Below are 24705 nucleotides of genomic sequence, written 5' to 3' on the forward strand. Positions count from 1 at the left end.
GGCTCGAGAATCAACAAAAGGAAACCCCATGCTCGAATTCTTCTTCGATTGCTCCAGCCCCTGGACCTATCTCGCCTTTCATAACATCCAGCCGCTCGCCAAGGAGCTCGGCGTCGAGATCACCTGGCGGCCTATCCTGGTCGGCGGCATCTTCAACACCGTCAATCCGAGCGTCTATGCGCAGCGCGAAACGCCGGTGCCGTTGAAGGCGCGCTACATGAAGAAGGACCTTGCCGACTGGGCGCGCTCCGCAGGCCTTGCGATCAAGATGCCGCCGACGGTGTTTCCGGTGAACAGCGTCAAGGCGATGCGCGGCTGTATCTGGGTTGCACAGGAATCTGGCGAACGCATGGTGCCGTTCGCGCGCGCCGTGTTCGAGGCCTATTGGGGCGATGACAGGGACATCTCAAAGGATTCGGTGCTGACGGATATCTGCGAGAGCGTCGGCGTCGATCCCGTCAGATTCTTCGAGTGTATCGGCCGGCAGGCGATCAAGGATCAACTCAAGGCCAACACGGACGAGGTGATGGCGCGCGGCGGATTCGGTTCACCGACGATCTTCGTCGGCAAGACCGACATGTATTTCGGCAACGACCGGATGCCGCTGATCCGCGAGGCGCTGCTGCGGCTGAAAGCGCGGGCGGCCTGATGCCGAAAGCCGTCGTCTGCCGTGAGCTCGGCCCGCCCGAGAAGCTGCGCCTGGAAACCTTTGCCTCCGCACCGCTGGCGCCGGGACAGATACGCGTCGCTATTCGTGCCGCCGGGATCAATTTCCCGGATATTTTGATGGCGGCGGGCGAATATCAGCTCAAGCCGCCACTGCCGTTCACGCCGGGCGTCGAAGCCGCCGGCGATATCGTCGAGATCAACGGCGCTACGGGAGTTGCGGCGGGCGACCGGGTGATCGTGAAGATGCGGCACGGTGCTTATTCCGATGAAGCGATCGCCACACCCTCGCAGCTCGTGCCGCTGCCATCGACGTTCGACTACGCCGAAGGCGCGACGTTCCTGGCCGGCCATGGTACTGCCTATCACGCGCTGATCGATCGCGGCCGGCTTCAACCGGGTGAGGTACTGCTGGTGCACGGCGCCGGCGGCGGCGTTGGCCTTGCCGCCGTCGAAATCGGCAAGATGCTCGGTGCCACCGTGATTGCGACCGCGTCAAGCGACGAGAAACTCGCGATCGCCAAAGCGAGGGGCGCCGATCATCTCGTGCGCTACGACCAGGAGCCGTTCCGCGATGCCGTCAAGCGCATCACCGACGGGCAGGGCGCCGACGTGGTGTTCGATCCCGTCGGCGGCGAGGTGTTCGAGAACTCGATGCGCTGCATCAACTGGGGTGCGCGGCTGTTGGTCATCGGCTTTACCGGCGGCATCGGGCTTGCCAAGACCAATCTGTTGATGATCAAGGGCGCGAGCGTGCTCGGCATCCGTGCCGGCGAAGCAGTGCGGCGAAATCCTGCGCTTGGCGAGATCAGGATCAAGGCGCTTACGGAATGGGCGGAGGCCGGAAAAATCCGCCCCAACGTCTCGCATCGGCTGCCGCTGGAGGAGTACGCGAAAGCGATGCGGCTGTTGATCGACCGCAAGGCGATCGGCAGGGTGGCGCTCACCATGGGATGACAACGGAGGTTTTCTCACCGCGCTTCGGCATATCGCAAGCACGTTCCTTCGATCTGACCGCAGGCTGCATCCTGTGCGTTGCCGATATCGGTCGCACCACCAGCCAGGGATGCGACGCACCGATCACGATGTGACCTGTCATGCCGTCGAGCCTGGTATTCGCCACCGACACCCGTCCGTCATGCGGCTTCGGCAAGAATGCCGAGGCGATCGGATAGATCGAGCGGTTTCCGGCGATGATGCCGACGGGATAATCGACCGGCGGAAACAGCGCTTCGATGGCGGCGTCGCGCTGGGTGCCGAGTTGCTGTCCTGCCGGTCCGAAGAAGGAGCGGTAGGGTCCGAAGTTCTTCAGGCGGTCGGCGATCTCGCTGCCGCTGTTCGGCGTGCCGATCATTACAACGCGGCCCAGACGTTGCGGCCGGTGACGGGCGATGTAGACGCGTGCCAGCAGTCCACCCATGGAATGGCAGACGAAATGGACGGAACCGGCGACGCAATCGGCAAAGCGCTGGATGGAAGGATGGATGTCCTCCGCCAGCGCGTCCAGCGCCCTTCGGCGGCTCGCATAGTCCAGGTTAAGCGCCGTCAGCCCGGCAGCCTCGATTGCCGTCTGCATTCTTCGAAACGATCGCGCCGTCCTGCTGATGCCATGCAGCAGGATGACGCCGTCTCGCGTCGCGTCGACCGAAGCCGGCCGGTCGCTCACTTATATTCGCGCTCCTGCCACCACGGGAAATAGTCGGGCATGTCGCTCGATACCTTGTTCTTGAATTGCGCTGGGCGCTTTTCCAAGAATGACACGACGCCTTCCTTGACGTCTTCCGAGCGGCCGCGGGCGTAGATGCCGCGGCTGTCGACCTTGTGGGCTTCCATCGGATCGTCGGCGCCCAGCATGCGCCACATCATCTGCCGGATCAGCGCCACCGAGACCGGCGCGGTCTTGGCAGCGAATTCCTTGGCGAGCGCGCGGGCGGTCGGCAGCAGATCGTCTGGCGGCACCACCTTGCTGACGAGACGGCCGGCGAGCGCTTCCTGCGCCGGGAACACGCGTCCCGAGTAGCACCATTCCAGCGCCTGCGAGATGCCGACGATGCGCGGCAGGAACCAGCTTGAGGCCGCCTCCGGCACGATGCCGCGTTGGGAGAACACGAAGCCGAAGCGCGCGGCCTCCGACGCGATGCGAATGTCCATCGCGAGCTGCATGGTGACGCCGATGCCGACCGCGGGCCCGTTCACCGCCGCGATCACCGGTTTTAAGCACTTGAAGATGCGCAGCGTCACTTGGCCGCCACCATCGCGCACCATGGGATCGCTGTAATCGACCGCGCCGCCCGCTAGCCGCTTCACCGGGCCACGCCGCGCGTCGCGGTCGAACGTGTTGGCGCCGGAAGAAAGATCGGCACCGGCGCAGAAGCCGCGGCCTGCGCCGGTGACGATGATAGCGCGGACATTGTCGTCCTTGTCGGCGGCGTCGAAGGCGTCGATCAGCTCCTGCTGCATGGTGCCATTGAAGGCGTTGAGCTTGTCGGGCCGGTTCAGCGTGATGGTGAGAATCTGATCGTCGACCTCATACTTGATGGTCTCATACGCCATTGGGTGTTCCTTCCTGCAATGCTTGTTCTTGAATTCCATCTCGTCATTGCCGGGCTTGACCCGGCAATCCATCCTCTTGAAGAAGATGGATGCGCGGGTCAGGCCCGCGCACGACGATCGGCGCGCGGCGGCAAGTTACTTGCCCGGCGGCGACGGCCACGGCCGCTGCGCACCGCGCAGGCCCTCGAATGCCTTGGCCAGGCCGAGCACGCCGAGATCGTCGAAGCGGCGGCCGATGATCTGCACGCCGATCGGGAAGCCCTTGGCGTCATATCCGCCATTGATCGAGAGCGCCGGGTTTTCCGCCATATTCCACGGCACGGTAAAGCAGATGTGCTCGAACGGTCTGTCGGGGTCGTTGATCGGTGCTGCGAACTCGGCCGGGAAGTTCACCACCGGCGACACCGGGGAGATCACGTAGTCGAGTTCGTGGAATAGCTTAGCTGCCGCGGCGCGGATCGCCATGGTGGCGTTAAAACCCCTGACGACGTCGACGCCGGAAAGCTTTGCGCCGGCTTCTGCCCATTTGTGGATGTAAGGCAGCGTCTTGCCGCGCTCCTCGGGCGAAAGCTTTGAGAGATCGTCCCACAACCGGGCCCGCCAGAAATTATCGAGCCCGTCGACCATCTCGCGCGTCAGGATGCCTTCGACCTCGGTGACGATCGCGCCGGCGGATTCGAGCGCCTTGGCGGCGTTGACGGCTGCGTCACGCACTTCCTGCTCAAGCGGCTGGCCGGCGCCGGGATCGAGCATCAGGCCGATGCGCAGCTTGCGCGGCGACTTGTCGAGCGTCTTCCAGTGGATGCTGCTGTCAGCCGGCAGACTCATGCCGTCGCGGCGATCCGGCTTCGCCAACACGCACATCATCAGCGCGGCGTCATCGACGGTGCGGGTGATGGGACCTGCGACCCGGCCGACATAGGGTGGATCGATCGGAACGCGCCCGAGGCTCGGCTTCAGCGCGACAAGACCGCACCAACAGGCCGGCAGCCGCACCGAGCCGCCAATGTCGGTGCCCAGATGCAGCGGGCCGTAGCCGGCCGCGCCCGCCGCGCCCGCGCCGGAAGAAGAGCCGCCCGGGTTCTTGCTGATATCCCAGGGGTTGCGGGTGAGGGGGTGGAAGCTGGAGAGGCCCGACGACAGCATGCCGTAGTCCGGCATCGTCGTCTTGGAGAATATGATGGCGCCGGATTCACGCAACCGCGCGGCGGGCGGCGCATCCTTCTCTGCCGGTACCAACCTGACACTGGCGGCGCCCAGCGGGATCGGCTGGCCCTTGGTCGCGATATTGTCCTTGATGGTAACAGGCACGCCGTCGAGCGCGCCTGCGGGCTCTTCCCTCTGCCAGCGGTCGGTCGAAGCCTTCGCGGCAGCGCGGGCGCCGTCGGGATCGAACAAATAGAGCGCCTTGATGTGCGGCTCCCACGCCGCGACATGCTCGATCACTTCGTCCAGCACTTCCGACGGCGAGAACTGCCTGGCGCGATAGCCGGCGATCAGGTCGGTGGCGGAGAGGTCATGCAGCGAGGTGACCTCTTCCTCGGGGGCTGGTTTATGCATGCTAACCTACCGGGAGTCGCGTTTCGATGATGCGGGCGAACATGCTGGCGCCGATCGGCAGGATCTTGTCGTCGAGGACATAGCCGGCATTGTGCACGGGCACCGAGCCGTCGTGGCCGATCCAGAAATAGGCGCCGGGCACCACGTGCATCATGTCGGCGAAATCCTCGCTCCCCATCTTCGGCTGCGAGCGCGTGAGCACCTTGGACGGATCGACCACGGTCTTCGCCACCGCTTCGACGACCCTGGATTGTTCTTCCTCGTTGACGAGGACGCTGAACGTGTCGCGAATGTCGACCGTGATCTCGCACTCGAACGTGGTGGCAACGCCGGCGCAGATCTTGCGCATGCGATCGCGGATCAGCGCGCGCACGCCGTCGTCGAAGGCGCGCACCGTGCCGCCGAGCTTCGCCTCGCCGGGGATCACGTTGTTGGCGGAGCCGGCATGGATCTGCGTGACCGACAGCACCGCAGACTTCAAGGGATCGACGTTGCGGCTGACGATGGTCTGCAGGGCCTGCGCCAGCGTGGTCGCGATCACCACCGCATCCTTGGAGCGCTCCGGCATCGCGCCATGCGCGCCATAGCCCTGGATCGTGATGTCGAAGAAATCGGCGCCTGCCATCGCCGGTCCGGGCAGGATCGCGATCTCGCCGTGATTGAGATCCGGCGCGTTGTGCAGGCCATAGACCTCGTCGCAGGGAAACTTTTCGAACAGCCCATCCTTGATCATGGCGCGCGCGCCGCCGAGGCCTTCCTCGGCGGGCTGGAAGATGAAATGCACGGTGCCGTCAAAATTCTTCGTCTCGGCCAGATAGCGCGCGGTGCCGAGCAGTATCGTGGTATGACCGTCATGGCCGCAGCCATGAAAGCGGCCCGGAATGGTCGAGCGCCATTTCAGGTTGGTATTTTCTTCCATCGGCAGCGCGTCCATGTCGGCGCGCAGGCCGATGCGCTTGCCGCCATCGCCCTTGCCCTTGAGCACGCCGATCACGCCGGTACCGCCGAGGCCGCGATGGACCTCGATGCCCCAACCCTTCAGCTTCTCGGCGACGATGCCCGAGGTGCGCACTTCCTCGAAGCCGATCTCGGGATGGGCATGCAGATCGCGGCGGATGGCGGTGAGTTCCTCGGCATAGCCGCCGATGCGTTCGATGATGGGCATGTCGGTTATCCCGTGACTGAGGATTTTGAGCGTGAGGGAGCGAATGGGACAAAGGCGGGGCCGTTCGGCTTGAGGCGGATGCCCGGACGCAGCCGCGTCCAGGGCAGCGCTGTGGTGTCCGCCGGCATCGCGCCTGGGGCGGCGCAGATCAAAAGCTCTTCGGCGATCGGTTCGAAATCGGCGCGGAAATGCACCGAACTCTTGTTGACGAGGATTTTCTGTTCGGTCGGCTCGATGCCGACATAGCGATACATCGCTTGATCGGCGAGCTGCGCCTTGTAGGAGCCGACGACGACCCTGACATCACCGATGCGCAGGCAGGCCGAGGGGCCCATGTCCATGTCGCGGCCGCCGTAATAGGGGCCTGGCGCCACGAATTTTCCGTCCGACAATTTTTCGACGACGAACGTTTCCTTGTATGGCGCATCGCCCGGGATGCCCGATTTGCCGCCGAGCGCCAGCATCACGGTGGCGCCGACGCCCGCCGCATGCGCCGCCTTGGCCGACTCCGGATCGTAGATCACGCCGGTGGCGGCGCCGGACGCGTTGTTGCGCACCAGGGCGCGCAGCATGCCGGTGGTGTCGGAATCGCCGCCGGCGCCGGGATTGTCCTGGGTGTCGGCGATGATGATCGGCTTCTTCGCCGTTTTCGCAAGCTCGATGGCGAGGCGCACGCCGTCATCGGGCGAATAGATGCGGCCGTCGAAATCGTCTTCATGGCTCTCGACGAGCGCGACGATCCTGTCGGCGGCGGCGTCCGCGTCGGCCTGCGTCCTTCCATAGGCGAACACGCTCGGCCCGCAATGGGGAAAATCCGCAGCCGGGAAACCCGGTGCAAAGGACAGCGTCGGCACCGCGTCGCTTTCGAACGCTGCGAGCTGTTCGTAAATACTCCTGGTCGGCTGGTCGTTGGTGCATTGCCAGGAGATCGGAATCAGGAATGGCAGTTGCCGGAACGCTTTTGCAAGGCGCTGCCCGGTCTTCAGCAGCAGCGCGAGGTGTTTGGCACAGGCGCGGCCGGTGGCGGCCATATCGACGTGGGGATAGGTGCGGTAGGCAATCAGCGCATCGGCATGCGCGATCATCTCAGGCGAGACGTTGGCATGGAGATCGAGGCTTGCGACCAGCGGTAGATCGGGGCCGATCACCTTGCGCACGCGCGCGAGGATTTCACCTTCGCCATCGTCATGCTGCTCGGTCACCATGGCGCCGTGCAGATCGAGATAGACGGCATCGATCGGCCCGGCTTTGGCGATGCCGTCGACCATCTCCTTCATGACGCGCTCGAAGGCATCGGTCGTGACATGCGCCGACGGGCTGGCGGCTGCGGAGATGGTCGGGACCAGCTCCCAGCCATTGGCCTCGGCCGCTTCGACGAAGCCGGCAAGGCCGACATTGATCTTGCGCATGACCTTGAGGACATCAGGCCCATGCGCCATCGCCGGCCAACCGCCGCCATGAACAAAATCAGCATAGGTCGCCTTGGTCGGCGCGAAAGTGTTGGTCTCGTGCAGAAAGCCGCCGACGGCGATGCGTGTCATAGTGCCTCAGCAAGTGTTTTGGGGGACGTTAAGCGGGACATCGTGGCCAGCGCAAGGAGTGAAGCAATTCCGTTTTGCATGCCGCCCCACCGTCATTGCGAGCGAAGGGCGGAAGCAATCCATTTCACCGCGTGCGGAGGGATGGATTGCTTCCGCCTTCGCTCTTCGAGCTACGGCGGACAAGTCGTCGCTTTCGCTCCTCGCAATGACGGGGAGGGGCCGTCGCTACTCCGCCGCCACTTCCACAGGCCGGAAATTGGCAAAATCCCAGCCGCGGCCGGGGGCGGCATCGAGCAATGCCCTGGTATAGGCCTGCTGCGGGTGGGTCAGCACCTGCGCGGCCGGGCCCTGTTCGACGATCCGGCCATGCTGCATCACAGCGACGTCGTCGCAGATTTGCGCCGCGACGCGAAGATCATGGGTGATGAACAACAACGCAATGCCGAGCCGCTTCTGGATCTCGTCGAGCAGTTCGAGCACCTGCGCCTGCACGGAGACGTCGAGCGCCGAGACCGCTTCGTCCGCAACCAGCACGTCGGGGTCGAGCGCGAGCGCGCGCGCAATCGCGATGCGCTGACGCTGTCCGCCGGAGAACTGATGCGGGTAGCGCGACACTGCATCGGCCGGCAGATCGACCAGTTCGAGCAGATCGCGCGCCTTTGCCAGCGCTTCCGCACGCGGCATGCCGTAATTGATCGGACCCTCGGCAATGGTTTCGCCGACGGTCACGCGCGGATTGAGCGAGCGGTAGGGGTCCTGGAAGATGATCTGGATCTTCTTGCGGTGTGGCTGCAAGAGCCGGCGCGACAGCTCGGAGATTTCGCGGCCCGCGAGCCGCACGCCGCCGGAAGTCGGATCGATCAGGCGGACGATGCAGCGCGCCACCGTTGACTTCCCGGAGCCGCTTTCGCCGACGATGCCGAGCGTGCGGCCCTTGCGCAAAATGAGGGTGACGTCCCTGGCGGCGGCGACTTCGCGCGCCTTTCCGAGGAAGGAACGCTCGCGATAGACCTTGCCCAGCTCATTGGCTTCCAGCACCACCGGTTCGTCGGTCTCCACGCGGGGCGCCCGCGGCACCAGGCTCGGCACCGAGGAGAGCAGGTTGCGGGTGTACTCCATGGTCGGCGTGCGCAAAATGCTGTCGAGCGTGCCAGTCTCGACGAGCCGGCCGTAGCGCATCACCGCGACGCGATCAGCGATCTCGGCGACCACGCCCATGTCATGGGTGATGAACAGCACGGCGGTGCCGTGATCGCGCTGCAGGTCGCGGATGAGGGTGAGGATCTGCTTCTGCGTGGTGACATCGAGCGCCGTCGTCGGCTCATCCGCGATCAGAAGTTTCGGTTCCAGTACCAGCGCCATCGCGATCATGATGCGCTGGCGCTGTCCGCCCGACAGCCGGTGCGGGTAGGAGGCAAAGATGCGCTCCACGTCGGGCAACCGGACATGCTCCATCATTGCCAAAATCTTCTGGCGGCGGGCGCGGGCGTCGAGATCGGTGTGGGCGCGCAAGACTTCGTCGATCTGGCGGCCGACCGGCACCACCGGATTGAGCGCCGTCATCGGCTCCTGAAAGATCATCGCCATCCTCGTGGCGCGCAACTGTCGCAGGCGCTTGTCGGTGGCGGTGAGCAGTTCCTCGCCGACCAGCTTGACGCTGCCGCCGGAGGGCACCAGCGCGCCTTTCTGCAACAGCCCCATCACGGTCAGCGACGTCACCGATTTGCCGGAGCCGCTTTCGCCGACAACGCAGAGGGTTTCGCCTTCGTGCACCTGCAGCGAGACGCCGTCAATGATGCGCTGGCCGGAAGGATTTTTGCCGAGGCCGACGACAAGGTTGTCGATATCGAGGATGATGTTGGTCATGCAGGTCTTTCAGCCGTCATTGCGAGGAGCCAACGGGCCGCGCGAATGCGCGCCCGATGACAGGCTCCGCGACGAAGCAATCCATTCCTCCTTTGCGCGGCGAGATGGATTGCTTCGCTTCGCTCGCAATGACGGGGTGAGGTCTTCGTCACTTCCCCGCCTCCCGTTGTTTCATGCGCGGATCGAGCGCGTCGCGGGCGGCGTCGCCGATCAGGTTGACGCTGAGGATCGCGATCGACAGCAATAGCCCCGGCCAGAAGATCAGCGACGGCTTGACCTGGAAGTAGGCGCGGCCCTCGGCCATGATGTTGCCCCAGGTCGGCGTTTCCGGGCTGATGCCGGCGCCGAGGAACGACAGGATCGCCTCGGTGAGAATGGCGGAGGCGCAGACGTAGGTGCCTTGCACGATCAGCGGTGCAATGGTGTTCGGCATCAAATGCCGCCACATGATCTTGGGCAGGCTGGTGCCGACCGAGATCGCGGCCTCCACATAAGGCTCTTCGCGCGCCGACAGCACGACCGAGCGCACCAGCCGCGCCACGCGCGGAATTTCGGGAATCGTGATCGCGACCAGCACGGTCATCAGGCTGGCGCCCGACAGCGACACCACGGCAATCGCGAGCAGGATGGAAGGGATCGCCATCAAGCCGTCCATCACCCGCATCATCACGGCGTCGACCCATTTGAAGAAGCCGGAGACGAGGCCGATCACGAGGCCGATGCCGATCGAGAAGACCGCAGCACCCAGGCCGATCAGGAGCGAAATCCGCCCGCCATAGATGATGCGCGAGAGCACGTCGCGGCCGTACGCGTCGGTGCCGAGCAGGAACTGCGCGCTTGATGGTTTCAGCCGCTGTGCCGGCGCCAGCAATTGCGGATCGTGGGGCGCGAGCAGGGGGGCTGCGATCGCCATCGCGATGACGAGTGCGAGGCAGACGGTCGCGGTCGCGATGATCGGCGTCGCCGTGAGGAATCCAAGTCGCGGCCGGAACGGCGTGGTGACAGGGATTGACGGTCCGGGAAGGGTTTCGATCGCCATCAGTAGCCAGCCTCAATAACGAATTCTGGGATCAAGCAGGGTGTAGGCGACGTCGATCAGGAGATTGACGGTGACATAGATCAGCGACGTCAGCAGGATCATCGCCTGGATGACGGGATAATCGCGCGCCAGCACCGCATCGACCGTGAGGCGGCCGATGCCGGGCAGGTTGAACACGCTCTCGGTGACCACGACGCCGGAAATCAGCAGCGCGAATCCTGTACCTATCACGGTGATGACGGGCACGGCGGCGTTGCGCAGGGCATGGCGCAGCAGCACGCCGGTCTCGCTGATGCCTTTGGCGCGCGCGGTACGGACGTAATCCTCGCCGAGCACATCGAGCATTGCGGCCCGCGTCATGCGCGCGATCAGCGCGACATAGATAAAGGATAGCGTGCAGGTCGGCAGGATGATGCGCTCGAAGAACGGACCGAAGCCGGCCGTGATGCTGCGGAAACCCTGCACCGGCACCCAGCGCAGGTCGATCGCAAAGATCTGGATCAGGACGTAGCCGATCACGAATACCGGCACGGAGAAGCCGACCACCGACAATCCCATTACGAAGCGATCGATCCAGGTGCCGTGCTTCCACGCCGCAATCACGCCGAGCGGCACCGCAACGACGATAGCCAGAATGATCGTGGAAAGGGCAATCGAGATCGACGGCTCGACGCGCTGACTGATCATCTTCAAGACCGGCACGTTCGAGATCAAGGAGACGCCGAGGTCGCCTTGCAGCAGCTTGCCGATCCAGGTGAAGAATTGGGTGTAGAGCGGCTCGTTGAGGCCGAGCGACGTGCGGATGCGCTCGAGCTGTTCGGGCGTTGCATTGTCGCCGGCGAGAATCGCGGCGGGATCGCCGGGCGTCAGCCGCAGCAGAAGAAACACAAACAGCGCCACCACGCCCATGACGGGAATGGCGGCGAGAATGCGACGAAGCAGATATCCGAGCATCTTGATCCGTTAGTTGTAGGTGAACTGGGCAGCGTCGCCCTTAGACTTGGTTTCCGCGCCACCAGCGTAGCATTTCAGCAAGTCCCGTGCCATTGCGCCTGCGTTTTTTGCGATGCAGCTAATCGGTTCGGAAAGCCGCAGCCGTGGTCGTCACTGCGAGCGAAGCGAAGCAATCCATCGGGCCGCGAGGAAGTATGGATTGCTTCGTCGCTTCGCTCCTCGCAATGACGGCGGAGAGACCGCCGCCATCACTCCAGCGTCGCCAGCAATCCCGCCATCAGGCGGCCGCGTTCGGCGAGGCTGTCGACCTCGATATGCTCGTTCAGCGTATGCGCATCGGCGCCGCGGACGCCTAGCCCGTCCAGCGTCGGGATGCCCATGGCGCCGGTAAAGTTGCCGTCGGATCCGCCACCGGCGCTGCCATGGGGCAGTTCGAGGCCCAGCTGCGCGGCAATCCCGCGCACCTTTTCGTATAACGCCATGGTGCCGGCATCTGGTTCCCACACCGGGCGGGTGACGCCGCGGGTTACCGTGAACGTGACGTCGTTGCTGGTGCCTGACAGCGCCAGCATGCGCTCGACGCCGCGGTCGAGATCGGCTTGGCGCTTGGCCATGCTCAGCGCTTCGCCGGTGCAGGTGGTGGCGACGCAATTGACCCACTGGCCGCCATGCACGATGCCGACCGAGAACGTACAATCTTCGGTCGTCATGCCGTCGATCGCGATAATCTGGCGTGCCATTTCGCGGATCGCGGAACGGCCGGAAGAAAGCGTGGCGCCGGCATGGCTCGGCTTGCCGACGGCCTCCAGATTGAAGCGCGCAATCGCATAGCGTCCGGTGACGACGCCATTGTTGGGCCGTCCGGGCTCCGGCACCAGCACGTATTTGTTGCGCGCGGCTTCTGCCTCGATGATGTCGCGGGTCGAGGGCGTACCGACTTCCTCGTCGGGGGTGAACAGCACCGTAATCGGCAGCGGCGTCGTGAACGCGGCGCGGGCCAGTTGCCGGATCGCTTCCAGCGAGAGGTAATTGCCGCCCTTCATGTCGAAGATGCCGGGACCGAAGCATTTGTTGCCTTCGCGCCGCCATCGCAGCTTTTCGATGGTGCCGACGGGATGGACGGTATCCAAGTGGCCGGCGATCAGGATGCCGGGCTCGCCTTGCTTCGGATGCGGAAAGCGGGCGCGGACACAGCCGGCAAATCCCTGGCGGCCGGCGATGCGCTCGATGGTCGCACCCATAATGGCCATGTCGCGCGCGGCGAGGTCGAGCATGCGTTCCACCGCAGCCTTGTCCCAGGTCGGGCTTTCGCACTCCACCCAGCCGCGCAACCCCTGCAGCATGGCCTCGGAATCAAAGGGAAGATTGGCTGGGTTCATGGGCTTCTCTTGGTTTTCTTAATTTTGGGTTTCGACCGATAGGGTACCGGCCCGCCGCGTACGAGAATGATCTCGCGCGGATTTGTAAAGCGAAACATGAACGCGCGTCCTGCGGTATCCGCAGCGCGGTAGCCGCCTCAAAGCGGATTGACGTGCCACGCGCTTGATGCAAGTCTTCAAATAGTCAGGATTTACAGCGTGTTAGTTCGCCCAAATAACGAACCGCATGCATAATGAATCAGCGGACATTGAACAGTTTCACGTCAGGAGAGATCGAATGTTCCACATCATGCGTTGGAAACGTCCCACGATAGCGACTGCTTTGTCGGTGCTTGCGCTGTCGGCGGCGCTGACGTCGCTAGGCCCGACCTCGCAGGCCACTGCCGCCAGCAAGAAGACCATCACCGCCGTGATGCATTCGGACCTGCGCGTCATCGATCCCGGCTTCACCACCGCCTACATCACGCGCGATCATGGCTACATGGTCTACGACACGCTGCTGGCGACCGATTCCAATTTCAAGGTCCAGCCGCAGATGGCGGACTGGAAAGTCTCAGACGACAAGCTGACTTACACCTTCACCTTGCGCGACGGCCTGAAGTGGCATGACGGCACGCCGGTGACGGCGGAGGATTGCGTCGCCTCGCTGAAGCGCTGGGGCAAGAACGACAATATGGGCCAGAAGCTGATGGACTTTACCGCCAGCATCGAGCCGATCGACGCCAAGAGCTTTGCGCTGAAACTAAAGGAGCCCTACGGCCTGGTGCTGGAATCGATCGGCAAGCCGTCGTCCTACACGCCGTTCATGATGCCGAAGCGGCTCGCGGAAACGCCCGCCGGCCAGCAGATCAAGGAGCAGGTGGGATCCGGTCCCTTCAAGTTCGTGCAAGCTGAATTCCAGCCGGGCGTGAAGGCGGTCTATGAAAAGAACGCCGACTACGTGCCGCGCAAGGAGCCGCCGAGCTGGACCGCAGGCGGTAAGGTGGTGAAGGTCGATCGCGTCGAATGGATCACGATGCCGGATGCGCAGACCGCGGTGAACGCGCTGCAGTCGGGCGATATCGACTTCATGGAAAATCTGCCGTTCGACTTGCTGCCGGTGCTGGAGGCGAACAAGGAACTCAAGGTCGACGTCCTCAACAAGTTCGGTTTCCAGACGCTGGGGCGGATGAACTTCCTCTATCCGCCATTTGATAACGTTAAGGTTCGCCGAGCCGCCTTCCTGGCGATGAAGCAGAAGGACGTGCTCGATGCCCTGGTCGGCAATCCCAAGTACCAAAAGATCTGTGGCGCGCTCTTTGTGTGCAACACACGCCGCTGGAGACTGATGTCGGCGCCGAGACCTTGGTGAAGGGCAACGGCATGGCGGAGGCGAAGAAGCTGCTCGCCGAGTCCGGTTATGATGGCACGCCTGTCGTGATCATGGCTCCCGGCGATGTCGTGACGCTGAAGGCGCAGCCGATCGTCGCGGCGCAGTTGCTACGTGAAGCCGGATTCAAGGTCGATGTGCAGGCCACCGACTGGCAGACCGTGGTGACCCGCCGCGCCAGCCAGAAGCCGCCGAAGGAAGGTGGCTGGAACATGTTCTTCACCAACTGGGTCGCCGCCGATGTCTCCAATCCCGTGGTCAATGCTTCGGTCGGCGGCCGCGGCAAGAATGGCGGCTGGTTCGGTTGGGCCGAAGACGCCAAGATCGAAGAGCTCCGCGACAAGTTTGCGCGCTCCGCCTCTCCGGACGAGCAGAAGAAGATCGCTGCGGAAATCCAGAAGCAGGCCTATGAGCAGGTGATCTACATCCCGCTCGGCCAGTATCTGATCGCGAGCGGCTGGCGCAAATCGCTCAACGGTGTGCTCGACGGCCCGGCGACGCCGGTCTTCTGGAATATTGACAAGAGCGAGTAGGCGGTTCGCTTTAAGTCGAACATCAAGCAATCGCGACGGAGGACTGTTCCTCCGTCGCGTTTTTGTTTTCATCGTCAGCAGTGGGTATCGCGTACCAGTTCCGGGCCGTCATTCTCAAGCGGCGGAGAGACTTGCGGCGGTGGCGGCGACGGAGAGCGCTGATCCCGCGCTTGCTTGCGCTCGGCTGCAGCCTTTTCCCGATCTTTTTCACTGGTCATATTGTCGTACTCCATTTTGTGCACGACAACATTTTTGCGGGCGTTGCGTTCCTCACGCAGGATGCGCGGCCAGATGTTCCAGCAGCAATTCGCCCACCCGTTCCGGCGCCTGATCCGCCGCAAAATGCCCGACGCCGGACAGCACCTCGAAACGATAGGGCGCAGCGATGAAATCCACCGTACCTTCGGCGGCGGCGCGACCGACGGTGTCGTCAGCGTCGCCCCAGATATAGAGTGTCGGCACGCGGATCGGACCGAGCGGGCCGCGGATCGCGCCGCGTGCGCGATACCAGGCGAGCGCCGCTTCCATCGCGTCCTTGTTGCCAAGCACGGCAAGATGCCTCTCGATCCCATCAGGGGGAACGCCATTGGCGGCGAGACGCTCGCGCAGCCATTTGGCATCGTTCGCGAGCACGATATCGGCGGCATCCGGCTCCAAAAACGCCTTGTGATGCTTTGAGCGCTGCGCCTGCTCGCCGTCGGTTGCCAGCGCGCGGTTGAACGCGTTCGGGTGCGGCCGCGAGAGAATGGTGAGCGACGCCAGCCGCTCGGGATGGCGCTCGGCGATGCCCCAGGCGATGCTGCCGCCCCAGTCATGGCCGACCAGATGAAACCGCGCGTTGCCATAGCCGGCAGCCGCCACAATCGCCATGGCGTCGTCCATCAGGCGGTCGATCAGGTAGTGCGAAAATTCCCGCGGATCGGGCCGTGCGCCCGGCGAGTAGCCGCGCTGGCTCGGCGCCACCGCGCGATAGCCCATGTCGCCGAGGGCCGTCACCTGCGCACGCCAGCAATGCATCGATTCCGCAAAGCCGTGCAGCAGCAGCACCAGCGGCGCGCCGGGCGTGCCGGCGCTGATGGTGTCGAAGATGAGATGCGGGGCGATGGTGATTTGCTCTGACGCCGGCATGCGGCGAACCTAACGAGCCAATTCCGGCCGGCCGATGACGGAATTGTGCAACGGCTGAAAAGTGCTGTATTGGGAGGCGCGACCGGATGCCCAAGGGGACAATCGTTGCACTATTTGAGATCGATCATTTTCGATACGGCGGTGGTAATCCTGACGCTTGCCGTGTCGCTGACGGTGCCGCTGATGTGGCTGTTCAATGCCAGCGGCGCGACGGTGCGTGCGGTTTCGCAGGTCTGGGTCAACGGCATCATGTTTCTGATGAAGCATGTCGTAGGCCTCGATTACACCGTGCAGGGGCGCGAGAACGTGCCCGACGGTCCCTGCATCATCGCCTGCAATCATCAGTCGCTATGGGAAACCGCGGCGCTTTGCGCGCTTTTCCCGGACGCCAGCATCGTCGCCAAGAAAGAGCTGCGCAAGGTGCCGTTCGTCGGGTGGTTCCTGGAGCGCTATCCGATGATTCTGGTCGATCGCTCGGCGGGCCGCCATGCGCTGCGCCAGATGGTCGATGAAGCCAGGCGCGCGACCGGCGAGGGCCGTCAAGTCTTGCTGTTTCCGCAAGGCACCCGCCAGGCGATCGATGAACCGATGAGATTCCAGTCCGCTGGCATCTCGGCGCTCTACACCAACCTCGAAGTATCAGTCGTTCCCGCGGCGTGCAATTCCGGACTGTTCTGGGGCAAGAAGACGCTGATCATGCACTCCGGCACCGTCACGCTGTCCTTCCTGCCGCCGATCGCGCCGGGCCTGCCGCGCAAGGAATTTCAGGAAAAGATGGAGCGGATGATTGCGGAGGAGGCGAGCCGGCTGCTTACGCTGAGCGAGGCGAAGGTGCGCTAGGCGGAGCGACGCGCGGCAACCCAGCCCGCGAGTGGCGCCAGAAACGCCAGGCACCAGACAAACTGCGCAACCCGCGGCGCGGCGAACGCCGCAACGATCCCAAGCGCGAAAACGAAAACCGGAAACAGCGCCGTCGCCAGCAATTGCGGATCGTGGCGGCCCCGCAGCGCCAGAACCCACAATACCGCGTTCAGCGCCGCGATCACCAGCAGGTGAAAGCCGTAGATCACCGCGACGACGCCATCGAGCCGGTAGACGCCGTAGAGGCCGTTGGTCACCGGCAGGACGATGATCGACAGCAGAAAGAACAGATTGAGGAACACCACGCCGCGCCCGGCTTCCGGTGCCACCGCCAGCCGCCGGTGATGGCTGAACCAGAACAGGCCGGCGACTACAAAACTGATCGTCAGCGCGATGACGGGCTGGGCATAAACACGAAGCACGTCGTGCCAGTCGGGCGCTTGCGTGAAACTGGAGGCCTTCGGCAAATCATAGGCGAGCAGCGTCATCGCAACGCCGAAGATGGTGTTGCTCAGCATCTCCAGCCGGCGCATTTCGAACAGATGGATTTGCGGCAATGTGATCCCCCAGTCTCCCCTGATCGGTCCACGCTTTCGCTTCGCTCGCCAGGGTGGCTTGCCAAGCCGTAGCTCGCGGACACAAAGGCCGCCTTCGCCTGTCGGCTTCGGCGCGGCAGCCCTCACTCGCTTCGCGAGCGAAGGCTGGTGCGGGCGGCCGGACTCGAACCGGCACAGAGGTCACCCTCCGAGGGATTTTCTTACCAGCTACGGCTTTCGCCGCCTCGCCAGACATCCGCGCTGGCTCGTTTGTGGTCTGGACTATACCTTCACCATTGGCGCGTTCGTGCCTTTAGGTGCTGCCCGTCTAGTCTCTACACCTTCGCACTAACCGTTAGGTTCGGGCGCTTGGCTCGGGATTGCCATATGAAAGGTTTCCCCGAATTTGAGCAGTTCTACAGCTTGGGTTTCCCCAAGAGCACTCAAGCGTTTAAGTCCCTTGCGTCTACCATTTCGCCACGCCCGCTTTCACCAGAAGATCAGATACTTAGCGTGTTTTCCGGAGAAGTGGAATTGGGATAAATCTCCGGCCCAAACGCTCCCCACCTTTAAGTGAGCGCGGCGCAGAAGCAAAGCCTCAATGCGGACACTTGGGGTGTTTACCTGCGGCGAGCTTTAGGCAATCTCAAGATAATCCACGTAACGAAGGTCCGATGCCCAACTCGCTGTCCCATCGCCGGTTACTCTCGCGCAGCCTCGCGGCGTTGGCGCTGGTTGCGCTCGGTGCGGGCCTGTCCGGATGTGCCGGCATGAGCGACACCATTTCGCCGGCCTTTGCCGATCCCGCCAAATACGATCTCTACGATTGCAAGCAGCTCGAGACCGAGCGCAAGAGCCTCGCGACGCGCACCGCGGAGTTGCAGGGGCTGATGACCAAGGCCGAAACTGGCGTCGCCGGTCCCGTGGTGGCGGAGCTTGCCTATCGCAACGACTACATCGCGTTGCGCGGACAGTCGAAGCTGGCCGATGAAGCCTGGCAGAAGAACAGGTGTCAGGAACCGAAACCGGAAGCCAGGCCGGCGCCGGTCCCGCCATCGATCGCGCCAGCTCCCGTTGCCAAGAGTCGTACGAAGGCAAGCCGGCCGGCAAATTAGAACGTTGTCGGGTGCGGCCTCGAACTTCGCTCTACAGACGCCAATTATAAATCCAATCCTGCCGCGCCAGCATCCGCTCCGGGCCCATGGCTTTGATCGCGAGGTCGCGCGCCAGCGCCAGCGGTCCGGTGAGATGATAGATGCGTCCCTGTTGTCGGGCCGCACGCTGCACCCGCAGTACGCGGCCGCGCCGCTGCCGGCCATAGCGCTTCAGTGCCGCCGGGATGCCCGCGATAGAATCGCCCGGGTTTTCGCTCAAGCATTTGCCGAGCACGGCGGCGTCCTCGATCGCCATTCCCGCGCCTTGCGCGGCAAACGGCAGCATCGCATGCGCGGCGTCGCCGAGCAGCGCGATTGCGCCGTCGGTCCATTCGCCGACATCGGGTAGGGTGAACAGCGCCCAGCGCCGCCACTCGTCGACGGCCCCAATCAGCATCCGCGCAGTCGCGGGCCAGCGCTGCGAGGCGAATGCGTTTTTCAGTTCATTGGCATCGCCAGGCGCGCTCCAGCCCGGCCTGTTCCAGGTTCCCGGCACGATAGCGACCACGTTGATCTGCCGCGCGGCCGAGATCGGGTAGGCGACCAGATGTGCGCCAGGCCCCATCCAGAGCTGCACCCGGGCAGCGGTATATTCGCGCGGCAGCGTGGTCGCATCGAGGGTCCCGCGCCAGGCGATCAGGCCGGAAAATTGCGGTTGCACCTCCGGGAACAAATGGTTCCGCACCGCGGACCAGATGCCGTCGGCGCCGACCAGCGCCACCGCCAACTCCTGTTGGCGTGCATTGCCGCGGCGCTGCACGACAGTCAGCCCCTTGGCGTGCGAGGTCACGTCTTCGAACTGGCAACCAAGCCGCAGGTCGATGTCCGGATGGTCGTTGACCGCCGCCTGCAGGGCGCCTTGCAGGTCGGCGCGGTGCATCACCCAATAGGGCGCGCCGGCGCGAAGGCCGGCGGCCTCGCCGAGCGGCAGGCGGGCGATCTCACCGCCCGCACGCGCGCTCACGATACTAATGGCTTCAGGCGTCACGGCGCGTGGCGCAAGCCGTGACCGCAGGCCAAGGTCGACCAGGATCCGGCTGGCGTTGGGCGAAAGCTGCAGGCCGGCGCCGGCTTCCTCCAGCCGCTCGGCCTTTTCCAGAATGATGACGCGAAAGCCTTTGGCTGCGAGCGAAAGCGCTGCCGTCAGTCCCCCGATCCCGGCACCAGCAACGATGATGGTGCGCGCGGCGGCCACCGAAAGGTCAGGCGACCTTGTCCCTCAGGACGCATTCGGGCGGGCGGGCTTCGCCTGCGGCGAGGTCGGGGGCAAAGCGGTACAGCGTCGAGCAATAGGGGCAGATGATTTCGTTGTCGTTGCCAAGGTCGAGAAACACGTGGGGATGATCGAACGGCGGCCTGGCGCCCACGCACATGAATTCCTGCGAGCCGATCTCGATTACCGAGACTCCGGCGTCGTTATGGAAATGCGGGACGACATGGTCGGACATCAGCTTCACCTTGGATTTCAACGATGAGCGCACGCAATCAACGCGACGCGGCAGCTTCGAAATGCCGCGCACCATAGTGGGGGGTGCCGATGATTCCTAGAGCCGATTCGGGATGTCCCCGCCGCACATTTGCTCATGCAAATTCGACACAATTCTGTCGTCGGAGAAAAGCCCTTCTTTCGTCGGGGCAGTTGTGTCTTAAAAACGGCATACCATCTTGAGAAAGACGAAAACATTGGACTTTTTTGGATGAGGCGATTGCGGTTCGGTTCGGCTCTGGCAGGGGCGCTAGGATGCTTGGCGCTCAGCGCGGCGGTGTGCGCGGCGTTGTGGCCGCACGCCCGCGAGGCCGGCGCCATTCTGGCCGCGCAGGACGATCCCGCGACACTGTCCGACATCCAGATCAACTCCGCGTTGCGGGCCAACCAGGCGCTGGTCGCCAGCCATATCGAGGCAGCGCTCGCGGAGGGCGATTCCGATCTCGCCAACAGCTTCGTCGAACTCGCCCGCGACAAAGGCATTGCCGTCAGCGACGAACTATCGAAGCGCGTCAGCGATGCCGTTGCCGACGCAGGTTCGGCGTCGCATTTTGCCAAGCGCTTTGCCACGGGTTTCGTGGTCGGCAATGCCGACGATGTCGCAAGCCTGTCGGGTACGGTTGCCGGCGATCTCTTCGTCTACGGCGATATCAGGGACGTTGTTCGCGAAGGCAAGCACCTCGCGACGGGCGAGGACGTGGACCGGCTGGTGCTGGGCCTGGCGACGGTCGGGCTCGCGGTGACCGCCGCGACCTACGTCTCCGTCGGGGGTGTTGCTCCGCTGCGCGCCGGCCTTTCCATGGTCAAGAGTGCCCGCAAGGTCGGACGGCTGGGCGAGGGGCTGACGCAATGGGCAGGCCGCTCGGCGCGCGAGGTCGTCGATGCACCGGTCCTGCAGCAGGCGGTCGCGAAGGGTTCGGTGCTGCGACCCGGCCAGACCATCAGCGCAATCAAGGCGGCGTTCCGCGCCGAGAAAGCCGGCGCGCTGGTGCGGCTGGCGAAAGATGTCGGACGCGTCGGCGAAAAGGCCGGCACGCGTGGCGCGCTCGATGCATTGCGTATTGCGCAAGGCCCGAAGGACATCGCCCGCGCCGCGCGGCTTGCCGAATCCAAGGGCGGCCAGACCCGCGCGATCCTGAAGGTGCTCGGCCGCGGCGCGCTCCTGCTCGCAACCGGCGCTTTCAATCTGACGATGTGGGTGTTCGGTGCGCTATTGGCGCTGTTCGGATTTCTGTCGTCGATCAAGGCGACCACCGAGCGGGCAACCCAAGCGTGGCTTCGCCGCAAGAAAGCGCGGCGCTTGAGAAAGGAGGCGGCGGCAGCATGCTTGCCGGCCGCCCCGGTGCTGGCGGGCGCTGCCGCACACGGCTAGACTTGCAGTCCTTGCAAGGCCGTCCATTTCCGATCCCCCGAAAAATGGAACTGATGATGCCGAGCTTTCACAACGGCGCTGTCGAAATTGCTTATCTCGACGAAGGCGAGGGCGATCCGATCGTCCTCGTGCATGGCTTTGCCTCCAGCAAGAACGTGAACTGGGTTTATCCGACCTGGGTTTCCGATTTGAGGAAAGACGGCCGCCGCGTGATCGCGCTCGACAATCGCGGCCATGGCGATTCCGAAAAGCTGTACGATTCCGCTGCTTACGAAATTGCGATCATGGCAAGCGACGTCATTGCGCTGCTGGATCATCTGGGAATCGAGCGCGCCGACATCATGGGCTATTCGCTGGGATCGCGCATGACGGCGATCCTGGCGCGCGAGCAGCCGCAGCGGCTGCGCTCGGCGATTCTCGGCGGCATCGGGATCGGACTGATCGAGGGCGGCGGTCCCGGCGAGAACGTGGCGATCGCGCTGGAAGCGCCGTCGCTGGAGGACGTCACCGATCCGGTCGGCCGCACCTTTCGCGCCTTCGCCGATCAGACCCGATCCGACCACCGCGCTCTTGCCGCCTGCCTGCGCGGCTCGCGGCGGCTGATGACATCGGATGAAGCCGCCGAGATCCGCGTGCCGGTCCTGATTGCGGTCGGCACCAGGGATGAAATCGCCGGCTCAGCCGCGGCACTCGGAAGGATCATTCCGGGTGCCGAGGTGCTCGACATTCCGAACCGCGATCATATGCGCGCGGTCGGCGACAAGGTCTACAAAGTCGGTGTCATCGATTTCCTGTCGCGACGGCAATGAGCGGTCGCGCGCTTCTTCACCGGCGAATTGCCTGATAGCCGCGATCAGCACCACCGTGGTCGCAAGCCACGCCAGCCGCGCGCCGTAGCGATCGTGCGGGCCGGATATCACGGCGCAGACGAAAGCATTGCCGAGCAGCGCGAACGAGACCGTGCCGGCGAGCAAGGTGAGATCGTCGAACGGTCGGCGCAGCACGCCGCGGCCGAACAGGATGACGGCCAGCAGCATCGACGTCAGCGCAACGGGAATGTGAATCCGGTTGATCGCGGTGAAGTCGAAGTGCCAGAGCTGCTGTTGCGCCGCACGCATCGGCTTCACCTGTGCGGGAAGAAAGTGCTCGATGATGCCGTAGGTATGGCCGAGCCAGCCGTCGGTGCCTTCGCCGGTCCCGACGTAGACGAATTGCTGCGCAGTGGCGATGGCCGCCGCCTTGGCCTGCCAGGCCGGATACTCGGCCAGCGAATGCAACACGATAAAGCCCATCTCGTCGTTCAGTCCCTGAAAGCGGCCAAGCGTGTTGAACATGCTGTTGCTCCACAGAAACTGGTCGGCAGTGGCCGGCAGATTGTCTCGATAGGGGCAGAGCTTGAAATTCTGCTTCGGGCAATGATCGCGCAAATACTGCGCGACGATGCCGTCCTGCAGCATCCGTGCGAATGCCACGCCGTAACCGCCCGGCGTCCACGCCAACTTCCCGGATAAGGCGAAATTGGTCGACAGCAACAGCGCAGCTCCCGCGACGATGGTCAGGCTGCCCTGCGTCAGTCCGGAAATGGAAATCCGCCCGCGCAGAAAGGGACGCGCGATCCAGCCTATGCAGCACAGTCCGAGCAGCACCGCGAGCGTCGCGCTGTGGGTCGCCGCGGCGAAAGCGGTGAGGCCGAACAGCAGGCATTTTTCCGGGATCGAAGTCCGCTCGCCAAGCACGACCAGGATGAACAGCGAAAGCACCGACAACCCGGCGAAAATGTCGGTCAGGAGCGTGCTGGCAAGAAAAGGCAACGAGGTGGTCAGGGCCAGCACGAAGCTCATGGCCAGCAGCCGCAACGGCTCGGAGATACCGAGCACGCGCAGCGTTAGCTGCAGGATCCACAGCGTCGCCAGTGCGTTGATCCCGAGGTTGATCCAGAAGCTCGAATCCTCGCCGAAATGAAGATAGAGGCCGAACGTGGTGGAGCGGCTGGGGACCAGGTAGCCCTCGTACCACCGGGCCAGATAGCCGCCGGTGTCCCACTGGAGCAGGGGATAGCCATTCCACAGGGCGGGCGCCAGCAACATCAATGGGATGGCGATGGCGGCGATCCAGGCCGAGCGCGAATTCGCAGCGGTACGCGCCCGCAATATCTGCGTGCTGATGTGGCTTCCCCCCATCCGGGCAGCATCCGCCGAATGGCAGGTCCGCCGAAATTCACCAATAGTCGCAGGCCCGCCGGCTTGATTTCCTGATTTCGCTGACCACCTTGAACTGACCCCCACGGCATTCGGAGGCGGTTTACGCTAGCCTGCGCCTGCCCGGGACAGAAGTCCGCCCGCCGTGCTATAGTAGCAACGTAATCAGGGAATTTGCGAGAGCAATCATGGCAGTGCATCAGGTCAATCCGCAAGCGTCGAAGCTCGCCGCACTCGATCCGATCTGGGACCGCATCCGGGGCGAGGCGGAGGACATCGTCCGCCGCGAGCCGGAGCTTGCTTCCTTCCTCTACTCGACCGTGCTGCATCACGAGCGCCTGGAGGAATCGGTGGTGCATCGTCTCGCGGAGCGGCTCGATCACTCGGCGCTATCGGGCGACTTGATCCGGCAGACCTATGACGAGGCGCTGCGTGACGAGCCCGATCTCGGCAATGCGTTCCGCGCCGATCTGGTCGCGGTCTACGACCGCGATCCCGCAACCTCGCGCTTCATTGATCCGTTGCTCTACTTCAAGGGTTTTCACGCGCTGCAAACCCATCGCCTGGCGCACTGGCTCTATCAAAAGGGCCGCAAGGATTTTGCCTATTATCTGCAGAGCCGCTCGTCGGCGGTGTTTCAGACCGATATCAACCCCGCCGCCAAAATCGGCCGCGGCATTTTCCTCGATCACGCGACCGGCTTCGTCTGCGGCGAGACCGCAGTGATCGATGACGACGTTTCGATCCTGCACGGCGTCACGCTGGGAGGCACCGGCAAGGAGAACGAGGATCGTCATCCGAAGATCAGGCGCGGCGTGCTGATCGGGGCAGGCGCCAAAATTCTCGGCAATATCGAAATCGGCCATTGCGCGCGCATTGCCGCGGGCTCGGTGGTGGTCAAGCCGGTGCCGCACAATGTCACGGTCGCCGGCGTTCCCGCGAAGATCGTCGGCGAGGCGGGCTGCGCGGAGCCATCGCGCACCATGGATCAGATGCTCGGCGCGATCGGGCTTTGATTTTCCACACTTTCTGGCAGCCGCATTTGTGAAGTTACGGCTGGTAGTCTGCGCCGTCTCGTCCTAAAAACCTCCCGGAAATTCAAAGAATCCGATTGGAGACCGCCGTGGACGTTCAGGAAGTCAGGAAGCTCGACGCCTATCTCAAGCGCGTATTCGGCAATCCAAAGATCCGCGTCGTGCCGCGGCCGAAAAAAGACGACTCCGCCGAAGTCTATATCGGCGAGGAGTTCATCGGTGTGCTGTTCGTCGATGACGAGGACGACGATCGCTCGTTCCAGTTTCAAATGGCGATCCTCGAGGAAGATCTGGCCGACGTCGGGTGAGGC

21 protein-coding genes and 3 pseudogenes are annotated in these 24705 nt (G+C 63.8%); 9 read left to right on the forward strand and 15 right to left on the reverse strand.

What is annotated here, in order from left to right:
- The first annotated feature begins 28 nt into the window (after positions 1-28).
- Positions 29-649 carry a 2-hydroxychromene-2-carboxylate isomerase gene (locus V1278_RS17485; RefSeq protein ID WP_334381680.1) on the forward strand — a complete coding sequence of 207 codons (621 nt, stop codon included), beginning with the start codon at positions 29-31 and terminating at the stop codon, positions 647-649.
- Positions 649-1623, forward strand: coding sequence for an NADPH:quinone oxidoreductase family protein (locus tag V1278_RS17490; RefSeq protein WP_334381681.1), 975 nt, complete (start codon positions 649-651; stop codon positions 1621-1623). The genes V1278_RS17485 and V1278_RS17490 overlap by 1 nt, the downstream gene beginning before the upstream one ends.
- On the opposite strand, the gene V1278_RS17495 is transcribed toward V1278_RS17490, so the two are convergent.
- The 9 genes from V1278_RS17495 to V1278_RS17535 form a co-directional block, all read right to left on the reverse strand.
- Positions 1610-2332, reverse strand: coding sequence for an esterase/lipase family protein (locus tag V1278_RS17495; RefSeq protein WP_334381682.1), 723 nt, complete (start codon positions 2330-2332; stop codon positions 1610-1612). The two genes, V1278_RS17490 and V1278_RS17495, sit on opposite strands and share 14 nt — an antisense overlap.
- Positions 2329-3219 (reverse strand): crotonase/enoyl-CoA hydratase family protein, encoded by an 891-nt coding sequence (locus V1278_RS17500; RefSeq protein ID WP_334381683.1) that lies wholly within the window; start codon positions 3217-3219, stop codon positions 2329-2331. Before V1278_RS17500 ends, V1278_RS17495 begins: the two co-directional genes overlap by 4 nt.
- Before the next feature lie 135 nt (positions 3220-3354).
- The gene (locus tag V1278_RS17505) at positions 3355-4779 is read right to left on the reverse strand and encodes an amidase (RefSeq protein WP_334381685.1); all 1425 of its coding nucleotides are present in this window, start codon (positions 4777-4779) and stop codon (positions 3355-3357) included.
- A 1-nt stretch (position 4780) separates the two neighbouring features.
- The gene (locus V1278_RS17510; RefSeq protein ID WP_334381686.1) at positions 4781-5944 is read right to left on the reverse strand and encodes a M20 aminoacylase family protein; all 1164 of its coding nucleotides are present in this window, start codon (positions 5942-5944) and stop codon (positions 4781-4783) included.
- Positions 5945-5949: 5 nt separating this feature from the next.
- Positions 5950-7485, reverse strand: a complete 1536-nt coding sequence (locus V1278_RS17515; RefSeq protein WP_334381687.1) for a M81 family metallopeptidase — start codon at positions 7483-7485, stop codon at positions 5950-5952.
- Between the two features lie 225 nt (positions 7486-7710).
- Positions 7711-9351 (reverse strand): ABC transporter ATP-binding protein, encoded by a 1641-nt coding sequence (locus V1278_RS17520; protein ID WP_334381688.1) that lies wholly within the window; start codon positions 9349-9351, stop codon positions 7711-7713.
- Positions 9352-9499: 148 nt separating this feature from the next.
- Entirely contained in the window at positions 9500-10390 is an 891-nt protein-coding gene (locus V1278_RS17525) for an ABC transporter permease (protein ID WP_334363494.1), read from the reverse strand.
- Between the two features lie 12 nt (positions 10391-10402).
- Complete coding sequence (locus tag V1278_RS17530) at positions 10403-11344, reverse strand: ABC transporter permease (protein ID WP_065748014.1); 942 nt, start codon at positions 11342-11344, stop codon at positions 10403-10405.
- Positions 11345-11592: 248 nt separating this feature from the next.
- The gene (locus V1278_RS17535) at positions 11593-12723 is read right to left on the reverse strand and encodes a M20/M25/M40 family metallo-hydrolase (protein ID WP_334381689.1); all 1131 of its coding nucleotides are present in this window, start codon (positions 12721-12723) and stop codon (positions 11593-11595) included.
- A 277-nt stretch (positions 12724-13000) separates the two neighbouring features.
- Between V1278_RS17535 and V1278_RS17540 the strand changes: the two are divergent.
- Positions 13001-14625: pseudogene (locus V1278_RS17540) on the forward strand (ABC transporter substrate-binding protein).
- Positions 14626-14895: 270 nt separating this feature from the next.
- Here the strand turns inward: V1278_RS17540 and V1278_RS17545 are convergent.
- Positions 14896-15753 (reverse strand): alpha/beta fold hydrolase, encoded by an 858-nt coding sequence (locus tag V1278_RS17545; protein WP_334363491.1) that lies wholly within the window; start codon positions 15751-15753, stop codon positions 14896-14898.
- Between the two features lie 105 nt (positions 15754-15858).
- Between V1278_RS17545 and V1278_RS17550 the strand changes: the two genes are divergently transcribed.
- The gene (locus tag V1278_RS17550) at positions 15859-16593 is read left to right on the forward strand and encodes a lysophospholipid acyltransferase family protein (RefSeq protein ID WP_334363490.1); all 735 of its coding nucleotides are present in this window, start codon (positions 15859-15861) and stop codon (positions 16591-16593) included.
- On the opposite strand, the gene V1278_RS17555 is transcribed toward V1278_RS17550, so the two are convergent.
- Both V1278_RS17555 and V1278_RS17560 read right to left on the reverse strand, forming a co-directional pair.
- Positions 16590-17177, reverse strand: a complete 588-nt coding sequence (locus V1278_RS17555) for a TMEM175 family protein (protein ID WP_334384203.1) — start codon at positions 17175-17177, stop codon at positions 16590-16592. The genes V1278_RS17550 and V1278_RS17555 overlap by 4 nt on opposite strands.
- A 139-nt stretch (positions 17178-17316) precedes the next feature.
- Positions 17317-17410: pseudogene (locus V1278_RS17560) on the reverse strand.
- Between the two features lie 414 nt (positions 17411-17824).
- Between V1278_RS17560 and V1278_RS17565 the strand changes: the two are divergent.
- The gene (locus V1278_RS17565) at positions 17825-18265 is read left to right on the forward strand and encodes a twin-arginine translocation pathway signal (protein WP_334381690.1); all 441 of its coding nucleotides are present in this window, start codon (positions 17825-17827) and stop codon (positions 18263-18265) included.
- Positions 18266-18296: 31 nt separating this feature from the next.
- Here the strand turns inward: V1278_RS17565 and V1278_RS17570 are convergent, their stop codons facing one another.
- Entirely contained in the window at positions 18297-19499 is a 1203-nt protein-coding gene (locus V1278_RS17570; protein WP_334381691.1) for an FAD-dependent monooxygenase, read from the reverse strand.
- A gap of 7 nt (positions 19500-19506) precedes the next feature.
- Positions 19507-19752 (reverse strand): zinc-finger domain-containing protein, encoded by a 246-nt coding sequence (locus V1278_RS17575; RefSeq protein ID WP_334363487.1) that lies wholly within the window; start codon positions 19750-19752, stop codon positions 19507-19509.
- Between the two features lie 249 nt (positions 19753-20001).
- On the opposite strand from V1278_RS17575, the gene V1278_RS17580 reads away from it, so the two are divergent.
- A complete protein-coding gene (locus V1278_RS17580; protein WP_334381692.1) occupies positions 20002-21162 on the forward strand; it encodes a hypothetical protein in 1161 nt (386 codons plus the stop codon).
- A gap of 56 nt (positions 21163-21218) precedes the next feature.
- A complete protein-coding gene (locus V1278_RS17585) occupies positions 21219-21971 on the forward strand; it encodes an alpha/beta fold hydrolase (protein WP_334374452.1) in 753 nt (250 codons plus the stop codon).
- Between the two features lie 3 nt (positions 21972-21974).
- Here the strand turns inward: V1278_RS17585 and V1278_RS17590 are convergent.
- Positions 21975-23342, reverse strand: a pseudogene (locus V1278_RS17590) (hypothetical protein); the annotation flags it as partial.
- 206 nt (positions 23343-23548) lie between these two features.
- Between V1278_RS17590 and cysE the strand changes: the two are divergent.
- Positions 23549-24376: a serine O-acetyltransferase gene (gene cysE / locus V1278_RS17595; protein ID WP_213289429.1), complete on the forward strand. Its 828-nt coding sequence runs from the start codon at positions 23549-23551 to the stop codon at positions 24374-24376.
- A gap of 107 nt (positions 24377-24483) precedes the next feature.
- On the forward strand, positions 24484-24702 hold the full coding sequence (locus tag V1278_RS17600) for a DUF3126 family protein (protein WP_025590201.1): 219 nt from the start codon (positions 24484-24486) through the stop codon (positions 24700-24702).
- The last annotated feature ends 3 nt before the right edge of the window (positions 24703-24705 follow it).

Source organism: Bradyrhizobium sp. AZCC 1577 (genome assembly GCF_036924575.1).
Classification (GTDB): domain Bacteria; phylum Pseudomonadota; class Alphaproteobacteria; order Rhizobiales; family Xanthobacteraceae; genus Bradyrhizobium.